Here is an 11571-nt window from a genome sequence, read left to right as displayed (position 1 = left end):
TCAAACTCTCCAATAAAGTTAGTTTGTCTAGCATCTAAAAATAAAAATTGACGTTTCACGTTGTTTGTTTCGTTTAGTTTTCAAAGTTCAATATCGCGTTTCAGCGACTTTTATAATATATCATAGTATATTATTTTCGTCAACAAGTTTTTTTCGATAACTTGTATCTCTCATTTGCTGACTTTTCCTATTATATACACTTTCCTATTGCTATGCAAGTATTATTATAAAAAAATAAGAGGGGGAGAAATCCCCACTCTTACTCTTCAGAAGAATCCTCTTCATTAGATTCTTCTTCTTCATCTTTTTGCGCTTTTGCTACTGTCGCTACCTCTTGCTCATCTTCTAATCGAATTAGACGAACACCTTGTGTATTACGTCCCATTTGAGAGATTTGATCAACCGGCATACGAATAATAACGCCTGCTGCTGTAATTAACATAATGTCTTCTTCGCCTGTTACAGACTTAACCGCTACTAACTTACCGTTTTTATCTGTAATATTACAAGTCTTCAGACCTTTACCACCACGACTTTGCAGGCGGTATTCATCAATCGGTGTACGCTTTCCATAACCATTTTTCGTTACAATTAGAACATTTACATCCTCTTCGACAATTTCCATACCTACAACTTGATCTTCATCACCTAATGTAATTGCTTTTACACCAGCCGCATTACGTCCCATTGAACGCACATCTTGCTCATTGAAACGAATTAACATACCGTTACTTGTCCCAACGATAATATCTTTATCACCAGATGTTAAGCGTACAGAGATTAATTCATCCTCTTCACGAAGAGAAATTGCAATTAAACCATTTGTACGTATATTGGCAAATGATGAAAGTGGTGTTCTCTTAGAGATACCTTGTTTCGTTGTAAAGAATAAGAACTGGTCGTCACCAAATTCACGAATTGGAATAATAGCGTTGATCCACTCACCCTTATCTACCCCTAATAGATTAATAATCGGTATACCTTTTGCTGTACGACTATACTCTGGAATTTCATATCCTTTTGTACGGTATACTTTACCCTTGTTTGTGAAGAATAAAATATGATCATGAGTAGACGTTGTTAATAAATGTTCGACAAAGTCATCATCATTCGTACCCATTCCTTGTACACCACGTCCCCCACGGTTCTGTGTTTTGTACGTAGAAGCCGGTAACCTCTTAATATAACCATTATGAGTAAGTGTAATTGCGATATTTTGTTCTGGGATTAAATCTTCATCCTCTATAGCTTCCATACCGCCAATTGTAATTTCTGTTCTTCTCTTATCATTAAAACGCTCTTTTACTTCAGCTAATTCCTCGCGAATAATTTCAAGAACTTTTTCTTCGTCTGCTAAAATTGCTTTTAACTCTGCAATTATCTTCATTAAATCTTGATATTCTTGTTCGATTTTTTCGCGTTCTAATCCGGTTAAACGTTGCAAACGCATATCTAAAATCGCTTGCGCTTGTTTCTCACTTAAGCCGAAACGTTCCATTAAACCTTGTTTTGCAATATCAGCTGTTTTTGAACTACGGATTAAAGTAATAACTTCATCAAGATGATCTAAAGCAATTCGTAAGCCTTCTAAAATATGAGCACGCGCTTCTGCTTTCTCTAATTCATAAGCAGTACGTCTACGAATCACTACCTTTTGATGCTCTAAATAATAATATAGATTTTGTTTTAAATTTAAGACTTGTGGCTCTCCATTTACAAGAGACAACATATTAATACCGAAACTTGTTTGGAGTGCTGTATGTTTATATAGATTATTTAATAGTACATTGGCATTGGCATCACGACGTACTTCCATAACAATACGCATACCATTTCGATCTGATTCATCACGTAAATCTGTAATACCTTCAATTTTCTTATCACGAACTAGTTCTGCGATCTTTTCAATTAATCGCGCCTTATTAACTTGATAAGGTAGTTCTGTTACGATAATAGTTTGTTTACCATTTGCTCTCTCTTCAATTTCAACTTTAGCACGAAGTATAATAGAACCGCGACCTGTTTCGTAAGCTCTTCGAATTCCACTTCGCCCTAAGATTAAACCTGAAGTTGGGAAGTCTGGTCCAGGAATATATTCCATTAATTCCGCGATAGTGATATCAGGGTTATGACTTAATGCCAACACACCATCAATTACTTCTCCAAGTTGATGCGGTGGAATGTTTGTTGCCATACCAACCGCAATACCCGTCGTACCATTGACTAATAAGTTAGGGAAACGCGCTGGTAATACAACTGGCTCTCTTTCAGAACCATCGTAGTTATCTTGATAATCAATTGTATTCTTTGTAATATCGCGTATTAATTCCATAGAAATCTTAGACATTCTTGCTTCTGTATAACGCATTGCTGCCGCTGAATCTCCATCAACAGAACCGAAATTACCATGTCCATCAACAAGCATGTAACGTTGACTAAAATCTTGTGCCATACGTACCATTGTTTCATAAACAGCTGAATCACCGTGCGGGTGATACTTACCAATTACTTCGCCGACAATACGCGCCGACTTCTTATATGCTTTATCAGCTGTAATTCCTAAATCATTCATCGCATATAAAACCCTACGATGAACTGGTTTTAATCCATCACGAACATCTGGTAATGCACGAGACACGATAACACTCATTGCGTAATCTAAAAATGAGGTACGCATTTCATGACTAATATTAATTTCTCGAATTCGTGCTTGTTGTTGATTGTCTGACATCAACGAGCACCTCCTCTTACATTTCCGTTACACATACATTGATTTATATGTAGAAGACAGGAATACTTAGATTCCTGTCATTACTCACTTAAATATCAAGGTTTTTCACGTATTTTGCATTTTCTTGGATAAAGTTACGACGCGGCTCTACTTTATCACCCATCAAAATTTCAAATGTTTCATCCGCTTCAATTGCATCTTGAAGGGAAACTTGAAGTAACGAACGTACTTCTGGGTCCATTGTCGTCTCCCACAGCTGAGTTGGATTCATTTCCCCTAGACCTTTATAACGCTGAATCCCAGGCTTAGGTTGAGCTGGTAATTCAGCTAGTATTTTTTCAAGTTCTTTATTGTTATAAGCATATTGAATTTTTTTACCTTGTTGTACTTTAAACAACGGTGGCTGTGCGATATATATATATCCACACTCAATGATTTGACGCATATAACGATAGAAGAACGTTAATAATAGGGTACGAATATGTGCACCATCAACATCGGCATCTGTCATAATAATAACTTTATGATAGCGAGCTTTTTCAATAGCAAAATCCCCACCAATATTTGTACCAATTGCTGTAATAATTGTACGAACTTCATCATTTGATAAAATCTTATCTAAACGTGCCTTTTCAACGTTAATAATTTTACCCTTCAGTGGTAAAATCGCTTGAAAATGACGATCGCGCCCTTGTTTTGCAGATCCGCCCGCAGAGTCACCCTCCACGATGTAAATTTCGCTAATTGCTGGATCTTTAGAAGAACAATCAGCTAGCTTCCCTGGTAAACTTGAAACTTCTAGAGCACTCTTTCGGCGCGTTAGTTCACGAGCCTTTTTAGCCGCTACACGTGCACGTGCTGCCATAGTCCCTTTATCTATAATTTTACGTGCAACATTGGGGTTTTCTAGTAAGAACTTTTCAAACGCCTCTGAGAATACAGACTCTGTAATCGTTCTCGCTTCACTATTTCCAAGTTTCGTCTTTGTTTGTCCTTCAAATTGTGGATTTGGATGCTTAATTGACACGATTGCTGTTAAGCCTTCACGAACATCTTCACCAGTTAAATTACTATCCGCATCTTTTAAAATATTATTTTTACGACCATAATCGTTAATTACACGTGTTAGAGCAGTCTTAAAACCTACCTCATGTGTACCGCCTTCATACGTATGAATATTATTTGTAAATGAATAAATATGATTTGTATAGCCTTCGTTATATTGAAGAGCAACCTCAACCTGAATCCCATCTTTTGAACCGTCAACATATACTGGTTCTTCATGAATCGGTTGTTTTGAACGATTTAAATGTTCAACATATGATTTAATTCCACCTTCATAATGGAATTCTTTCTTTTGTTTATGTTCACGCTTATCTTCAATTGTTAATTTAATATTACGATTTAAAAACGCCAACTCACGCATACGAGTCGCTAATGTATCAAATTCGTATTCTGTCGTCTCTGTAAAAATTTCTGAATCTGGCTTAAAGCGTGTGATCGTTCCTGTACGATCAGTTTCACCTATTACTTTTAAATCTGCAGCCGGGACCCCACGTTCATATTTTTGATAGTGTATTTTTCCATCTCGATGTACAAATACCTCTAATTCTGTTGATAAAGCATTTACAACAGATGCACCTACACCATGCAAACCACCAGAAACTTTATAACCACCACCGCCAAATTTACCACCGGCATGGAGTACCGTCATAATAACTTCTACAGCGGGACGTCCCATTTTTTCTTGTATACCAACAGGGATACCACGACCATCATCTGTTACAACAATACTATTATCTTCTTCAATACTGACATTAATTTCATCACAATATCCTGCTAAAGCTTCATCAATACTGTTATCAACAATTTCCCACACGAGGTGATGAAGACCTTTTCCACTTGTAGAACCGATATACATGCCAGGACGCTTTCGAACTGCCTCCAGTCCTTCTAACACCTGAATCTGACTTTCATCATATGCATTTTCCTGCATTTGCTTTTGTTCCATTGACACAAAGATCACCTACTTTTCCATTTAAACAGAAATTATTTTCTGTCTATTTCACAATCTACCGTGCCGTTCGTTACATGAATTGTTTTCGCTTCTTTCAATGTTTCGTGTTCAATTCCCTCGACACTCGTCGTTGTCACAAAGGTTTGTACTTTTCCTTGAATTGTATTTAGCAGATGCGATTGACGATAATCATCTAATTCTGATAACACATCATCTAGTAAAAGAATTGGATATTCCTTAACCTCTGAGTATATCAATTCAATTTCAGCCAATTTTAGGGATAGTGCGGTTGTTCGTTGTTGTCCTTGTGAACCAAAGACTTGAACATTTTTACTATTAACGAAGAATTGTAAATCATCACGATGAGGACCAAGTAAAGTTGTACCCCGAAAAATTTCACGTTGTTTCACAGATTGAAAACTTTCATAGTATACTTCTTTTATTTTCGACAAATCCATTGATTCTGATACATCTACACTTGGTTTATAAACGATTTCTAACTCCTCTAATCCCCTGCTAATTCCGCGATGAATTGGAGCAGCCCATTCTTGTAGTAAATGCAAAAACTCAAAACGTTTTCGCAAAATTTTTGCACCATGCTCAATAAGTTGAAGTGTAAATACATCCAACATCGTTTCCTCATTTTTACTATTCCCTTGCATCTTCTTAAGTAAATGATTTCGTTGCGTGAGTACCTTTTGATATTGACTTAATTCATACAAATAGACCGGAGCTATTTGTCCAAGTTCCATATCCAAAAAGCGTCTTCGTACTTGAGGGCTTCCTTTTACAAGATTTAAATCTTCTGGGGCAAACATAACAACATTCATTTCACCAATATACTGGCTCAATTTTTGTTGTTCTAACTGATTTAACTTTGCCTTTTTACCTTTTTTTGAAATGTTTAATTCTAAGGATATTGAACTATTTCGCCTTTGTAATCTACCTTTTATATTACCATAATCCTCATCCCAACGAATGAGTTCACGATCGTTCGAAGTTCTATGAGATTTCGCCATCGCCAATACATAAATAGCTTCCATCAGATTCGTTTTCCCTTGCGCATTTTCACCAATAATTACATTGACTTTATCCTCAAAGGAAAGCTCTAAATTCTCATAATTGCGATAGTTTTTTAATTGTATTTCTGTAATAAACAAAGGGATCCCCCTTTATGCCTGAACTTGGAAAGTTCCGCTTCCCGGAATTTCAACAATATCATTTGCATATAACTTTCGGCCTCTTCTATTTTCAAGTTCTTGATTCACGTATACTTCATATTCTTGTAAGAACCATTTCACAGCGCCACCTGTATCAATTACATCAGCTAACTTTAAAAATTGTCCTAGTGTAATGTATTCTGTTGAAATCTTAATAAGTTTCATAAAATCGCTCACTTTCTGAAAGTGTTCATTCTTTCATTGTACTAAATAAACTAGCATTAGGAAAGTAATACCCCACAAATCAAATAAGGGTCACTAGTACCTTTACACTAGCAACCCTTAATCCTTACTTAGTAAGTACGGACTGGTAAAATTAATTGGATAATGGAATTATCATTTACTGTGCGAATTAAAAACGGTCTCATCGCTCCGGTAAAACTAACTTTAATTTCTGTACTGTCTAAAGCCTTTAATGCGTCCATCATATATTTTGCACTAAAAGATATTTTTAATTCTTCCCCATCTACATTTTCACATTGAACCTCTTCTACTACTTTTCCGATTTCTGGTGCATTCGAAGAAATCTCTAACATCTGTTGTTCTAATGTCGATAATTTAACAACGTTGTTACGACCATCTCTTGCTAACAGCGACGCACGATCAATCGCTTGTAAAAATTCTTTTGTATTTACAAATATATCAGTTTTACTTTCAGCTGGAATTAAACGCGTTGTATCTGGATAATTTCCTTCTAATAATCTTGAGAAGAATAATAAATGTTTTGTACGGAATAATACTTGATACTCCGTAATAACGATATCTACCATTTCTTCAGATTCATCTAGAATTTTACTTAATTCACTTAAGCTCTTACCAGGAATAACGACATTCGCTTGAAATTCATCGGCAATATTATACCCTTCGATTTTTGCTTTACGAAGTGCCAGTCTGTGACTATCTGTTGCAATACAAGTTAGCTCGCTGTTATATACCTTCCAGTTTACACCTGTCAAGATTGGTCTTGTTTCAGAACTTGAAACTGCAAATACTGTTTGACGAATCATGTGCTTTAGTAAATCTGTTGGAATCTTAAATACATGATGTTCTTCGATTTGTGGTAATAACGGATATTCAGCAGCATCTAAACCATTTAAGTTGAACTCTGATTTTCCAGATTTTATTTTTGTCATAAAATGATTTTCCACAGAAATTTCGACAGTTTCTTTAGGTATTTTTTTTACGATCTCACTAAAATATTTTGCTTGTAAAATAATACTTCCTGATTGTTTAATTTCCACAATTTCTTTTCCAGCATCTTCGACTGGGATAAATGATTCGATAGAGATGTCTGCATCACTACCTGTTAAAGTAACTCCTTCTTCAGTTGCTACAACTTTAATCCCTGTAAGAATTGGAATTGTTGTACGAGAAGAAACTGCCTTCATTACATCTTGTACACTTCTTACAAGATAGTCTTTTTGTATTGTAAAACGCATAACGAAAACCCTCCGGTAAGTATAAGATTTTATTTATTTAATAAAGATAAAAAAGTAGTAGTAATAGTAATAGGGCTTGTGGATATGTGGATAACTCTGTTTAAAGATGTAAAAACAGTCTATCTACATGTGGATAGACTGTGCGTAAAATAAGCTAAGTTATTCACACTATTCAGCTACTACTATTTTAAAATATCCTTAACTTCTTCAACGTGTTTTTGTAATTGAGTATCCGTTTTTAATAGCTTCGAAATTTTTTCGTGAGCATGGATTACTGTTGTATGATCGCGGCCACCAAATTCTTCACCTATTTTTGGCAAAGATGAGTCCGTAAGTTCTCGTGATAAATACATCGCAATTTGGCGAGGGAATGCAACGGATTTTGTCCGTTTTTTTGCTTTGAAATCTTCTAATTTTACTTGATAGACGCCCCCAACAGCCTTTTGAATATCAGAAATAGAAATAATTCTAGGTATAGAGTTTGGAATAATATTTTTAAGCGCTTCAGCCGCTAAATCAGCATTCATATCTTTATTAATTAAAGATGAATAAGCTACAACTCGAATAAGTGCACCCTCTAGTTCACGAATATTTGAATCGATTTGATTTGCGATATAAAGCATAACTTCATTTGGTATATCAAGACCTTCTGCTTTTGCTTTTTTACGTAAAATTGCGATTCTAGTTTCTAAATCTGGTGGCGTAATGTCCGTAATTAACCCCCATTCAAAGCGAGAACGAAGGCGATCTTCTAAAGTTGGGATTTCTTTTGGTGGTCTATCGCTTGAAATCACAATTTGTTTACTTTCTTCATGTAACGCATTAAATGTATGGAAAAACTCTTCCTGTGTTTGTTCTTTTCCAGCAAGAAATTGAATATCATCTATCAATAAGACATCTACATTACGATATTTATTACGAAAATCGACAGCTTTATTATCACGAATTGAATTAATAAATTCATTTGTAAATTTTTCAGATGATAAATATACAACTTTTGCATTTGGGTTGTGTTCAATTACATAATGCCCAATTGCGTGCATTAAATGTGTTTTTCCAAGTCCAACGCCCCCGTAAATAAAGAGCGGATTATAGGCTTTAGCTGGTGCTTCAGCTACAGCTAAAGAAGCAGCATGTGCAAAACGATTACCAGAGCCAATAACAAATGTATCAAATGTATATTTTGGGTTTAACATACTCTGTGGTAAGTGATTAGACTCATCATGCGCGTGTTTTTGCTTAACAGAAGGGAGATCTATATCCTCTTCTGCCTGACTTTGGGGAATGATAAAACGAATAGCTAGTTTTGCCCCTGTTAAATCATAAAGTGTTTCGGAGATTAGTTCCGAATAATGAGATTCTAGCCAGTCACGAGCGAATTCATTTGGAGCTGTAATAGTTAATACATCTTTTTTTAAGTTATGAGCAGTTGTTGATTTTAACCAGGTTTCATAACTTGGCTTGCTTACCTTTTTTTCTAATTCTTTTAAGGCACTATTCCATAAATCAGAGATATTTTCCAAAGGTGTCCCTCCTTTACAAAGATGGTAAAAGAATAAGGTTGCGCAACAATTGTACAACCTGTAAATATTTCTAATGCATATTTATACGAAACGTATTTTAAAATATAAAAACGTCGTTAGTATCCGAGATAGAGTTTTCGACAAAATAACACATGTGGACAACTATTTACTCACATGTGATTTAAACTATCCACATGTTATACACAAATTGTGGATAAAATAAAGGTGTGGAAAACTTATTCAAAGTGAAAACACAACTATAATATCAAAAAAAAGCAGCTATAGCAATGAATTTAAGAAAGTTATCCACAAAATCAATACCTTGTGGAATAAACTTGTCCACAATACGATATACTGTGTAAAAGTAAAAAAAGAGTTTGTGGATACAAAAAAGAGAAAATATATTTATCCACAAGGAAATATAGGGACTGTGAAAAAGTGTGTGAATAGGTTAAAAATGAATATTTGATGAAAATTTCGAGAACCATTGACATTTTCCTATTTGATTTACTATAATTTATTAGACTGTCTTTAACAGATATTCCTCAGGGAGGTGTCATATAATGAAAAGAACTTACCAACCAAATAAACGTAAGCGCAGCAAAGTACATGGTTTCCGCAGCCGTATGAGCACAGCAAACGGACGTAAAGTGCTAGCAGCTCGTCGTCGTAAAGGAAGAAAAGTATTATCTGCGTAGACCACTGATCGTTCAGTGGTCTTTTTTTCTAATAATAATGAGTTTCCGCTGATGAAATACAGGAGTGTCAAATGATATGAAGAAAAAAAATCGTATAAAAAAGAATGATGAATTCCAGGCTGTTTTCCAAAAAGGACAATCGAATGCCAATCGCCAGTTTGTTGTATACAAATTAGATAAAGAAAAACAGCCGCATTTTCGCATTGGTCTTTCTGTTAGTAAGAAAATAGGAAATGCAGTAGTGCGTAATCGAATTAAGCGTATGATTCGCCAATCGATTATAGAATTAAAAGATGAGATAGATTCTGGAAAAGATTTTGTTATAATAGCAAGGAAGCCTTGTGCAGAGATGACATATGAAGAGTTAAAGAAAAGCTTAATTCATGTCTTTAAACGCTCTGGTATGAAAAGAATAAAAAAGTAGCGTAAGGAAATGAATTACACTATATACATACCGAAACAAGGAGGAGCAGGCTTTGAAAAAGAAAATAGGTTTATTAGCCATGGTTATTATGCTAATGGCAATTGCTACCGGCTGTAGTGAAACAAATCAACCGATTACACCGAAAAGCACTGGGATTTGGAATGAATATTTCGTATACCCGCTTTCTCAGTTAATCACGTATTTTGCAGAATTATTTGGTAGTAATTACGGTTTAGCAATCGTTGTTACAACTCTTATCATTCGTTTTGCATTATTACCATTAATGATTAAACAAACGAAGAGTACGAAAGCAATGCAGGCGTTACAACCAGAAATGGTGAAATTAAAAGAGAAATATAGTTCTAAAGATCAAGCAACACAGCAAAAACTACAACAAGAAATGATGCAGTTATATCAAAAGAATGGTGTAAACCCATTAGCAGGATGTTTACCAATATTTGTTCAGATGCCTATTTTATTCGCGTTTTATCATGCGATTATGAGAACAACAGCAATTAGTGAACATACATTTTTATGGTTCGATTTAGGACAGGCGGATCCGTTCTATATCCTTCCAGTTGTTGCAGCTATTACGACGTTTATTCAGCAAAAGCTTGCAATGGCAGGAACGGCTGGACAAAATCCGCAAATGGCAATGATGATTTGGCTTATGCCAATTATGATTTTAGTCTTTGCAATTAACTTCCCAGCAGCACTATCATTGTACTGGGTAGTTGGTAATATCTTTGGTATCGCTCAAATGTATATGATCAAAGGGCCTGAAATTAAGGCTAGTAAGGCAGGAGGATCAAGCAAGTGAGTATGATTACTGCTAAAGGACAAACAGTCGAGCTGGCAGTACAAGATGCTTTAAGACAATTAAATGCTTCGAAAGATCGAGTAGATATAAATATTATCGATGAGGGTAAGAGGGGGTTCCTGGGTTTATTTGGGAATCGCCCTGCTGTTGTAGAAGTTGTATTGAAAAAAGATCCAATCCAAGAATGTGAAGAATATTTAAAAAATGTTATTCAAAATATGGGTGTGGAAGTTGAGATTAGAAAAATTGTAAAAGGACGCGAAGTTGAATTTACAATTTCTGGTGAAAATATTGGTGTTTTAATTGGCAAAAGAGGGAATACGTTGAATTATTTACAGTATTTAACAAAGCTTGTTGCGAACCGTAATACAAAGCAATATATTGGTATTACACTGGATGCTGAAAACTATCGTAGTAAAAGAAAAAATACGTTAGAATCTCTTTCCTATCGATTAGCAAAACAAGTAGTGAGTACTAAAAAAAGAGTTGTTCTAGAACCAATGCCTTCTTTCGAACGAAAAATTATTCACCAAGCATTATCTAATCATCAAAATATCATTACAACTTCTGAAGGAAAAGAACCACATCGGTATGTTGTAATATCTTCCAAGTGACCGGTTACTCAATTGAGTGCCGGTTTTTTTGAGGAGAAAATAAATGTGGATAACTAAAAAACACTAAACTTATCCACTGTGAATA

At 35.1% G+C, this 11571-nt stretch carries 10 protein-coding genes; 4 read left to right on the top strand and 6 right to left on the bottom strand.

The features are described from left to right. Positions 1 to 259 precede the first annotated feature (259 nt). The 6 genes from gyrA to dnaA form a co-directional block, all read right to left on the bottom strand. A complete protein-coding gene (gene gyrA / locus CQ058_RS27430; protein ID WP_002034984.1) occupies positions 260 to 2731 on the bottom strand; it encodes a DNA gyrase subunit A in 2472 nt (823 codons plus the stop codon). 88 nt (positions 2732 to 2819) lie between these two features. Then, complete coding sequence (gene gyrB, locus CQ058_RS27425) at positions 2820 to 4742, bottom strand: DNA topoisomerase (ATP-hydrolyzing) subunit B (protein ID WP_002034986.1); 1923 nt, start codon at positions 4740 to 4742, stop codon at positions 2820 to 2822. 38 nt (positions 4743 to 4780) lie between these two features. Then, complete coding sequence (gene recF, locus CQ058_RS27420; RefSeq protein ID WP_002191373.1) at positions 4781 to 5908, bottom strand: DNA replication/repair protein RecF; 1128 nt, start codon at positions 5906 to 5908, stop codon at positions 4781 to 4783. Positions 5909 to 5920: 12 nt separating this feature from the next. Further along, positions 5921 to 6133: a S4 domain-containing protein YaaA gene (yaaA, locus tag CQ058_RS27415; RefSeq protein WP_002016484.1), complete on the bottom strand. Its 213-nt coding sequence runs from the start codon at positions 6131 to 6133 to the stop codon at positions 5921 to 5923. Positions 6134 to 6261: 128 nt separating this feature from the next. After that, the gene (dnaN, locus tag CQ058_RS27410) at positions 6262 to 7407 is read right to left on the bottom strand and encodes a DNA polymerase III subunit beta (RefSeq protein ID WP_105590081.1); all 1146 of its coding nucleotides are present in this window, start codon (positions 7405 to 7407) and stop codon (positions 6262 to 6264) included. A 182-nt stretch (positions 7408 to 7589) separates the two neighbouring features. Next, positions 7590 to 8930, bottom strand: coding sequence for a chromosomal replication initiator protein DnaA (dnaA, locus tag CQ058_RS27405; protein ID WP_002016481.1), 1341 nt, complete (start codon positions 8928 to 8930; stop codon positions 7590 to 7592). 563 nt (positions 8931 to 9493) lie between these two features. Here dnaA and rpmH point away from each other — a divergent pair. The 4 genes from rpmH to jag all read left to right on the top strand — a co-directional run bounded on the left by rpmH (position 9494) and on the right by jag (position 11486). Beyond that, positions 9494 to 9628, top strand: coding sequence for a 50S ribosomal protein L34 (gene rpmH, locus CQ058_RS27400; RefSeq protein WP_000831901.1), 135 nt, complete (start codon positions 9494 to 9496; stop codon positions 9626 to 9628). Positions 9629 to 9704: 76 nt separating this feature from the next. Next, positions 9705 to 10052, top strand: a complete 348-nt coding sequence (gene rnpA, locus CQ058_RS27395) for a ribonuclease P protein component (RefSeq protein ID WP_002089963.1) — start codon at positions 9705 to 9707, stop codon at positions 10050 to 10052. Positions 10053 to 10104: 52 nt separating this feature from the next. Then, entirely contained in the window at positions 10105 to 10872 is a 768-nt protein-coding gene (gene spoIIIJ / locus CQ058_RS27390) for a YidC family membrane integrase SpoIIIJ (protein WP_002130197.1), read from the top strand. After that, positions 10869 to 11486 carry an RNA-binding cell elongation regulator Jag/EloR gene (gene jag, locus CQ058_RS27385; protein ID WP_105590080.1) on the top strand — a complete coding sequence of 206 codons (618 nt, stop codon included), beginning with the start codon at positions 10869 to 10871 and terminating at the stop codon, positions 11484 to 11486. The genes spoIIIJ and jag overlap by 4 nt, the downstream gene beginning before the upstream one ends. The last annotated feature ends 85 nt before the right edge of the window (positions 11487 to 11571 follow it).

The organism is Bacillus sp. MYb56 (assembly GCF_002976445.1).
Classification (GTDB): Bacteria; Bacillota; Bacilli; order Bacillales; family Bacillaceae_G; genus Bacillus_A; species Bacillus_A mycoides.
Note: the sequence above shows the minus strand (reverse complement) of the source record. Positions and strands in the feature narration are given on the sequence as shown.

Bases quoted from the DNA above. Each gene is read 5' to 3' on its own strand.
- dnaN (WP_105590081.1), bottom strand. From the start codon at position 7,407: ATGCGTTTTACAATACAAAAAGACTATCTTGTAAGAAGTGTACAAGAT.
- rnpA (WP_002089963.1), top strand. From the start codon at position 9,705: ATGAAGAAAAAAAATCGTATAAAAAAGAATGATGAATTCCAGGCTGTT.
- gyrB (WP_002034986.1), bottom strand. From the start codon at position 4,742: ATGGAACAAAAGCAAATGCAGGAAAATGCATATGATGAAAGTCAGATT.
- rpmH (WP_000831901.1), top strand. From the start codon at position 9,494: ATGAAAAGAACTTACCAACCAAATAAACGTAAGCGCAGCAAAGTACAT.
- yaaA (WP_002016484.1), bottom strand. From the start codon at position 6,133: ATGAAACTTATTAAGATTTCAACAGAATACATTACACTAGGACAATTT.
- gyrA (WP_002034984.1), bottom strand. From the start codon at position 2,731: ATGTCAGACAATCAACAACAAGCACGAATTCGAGAAATTAATATTAGT.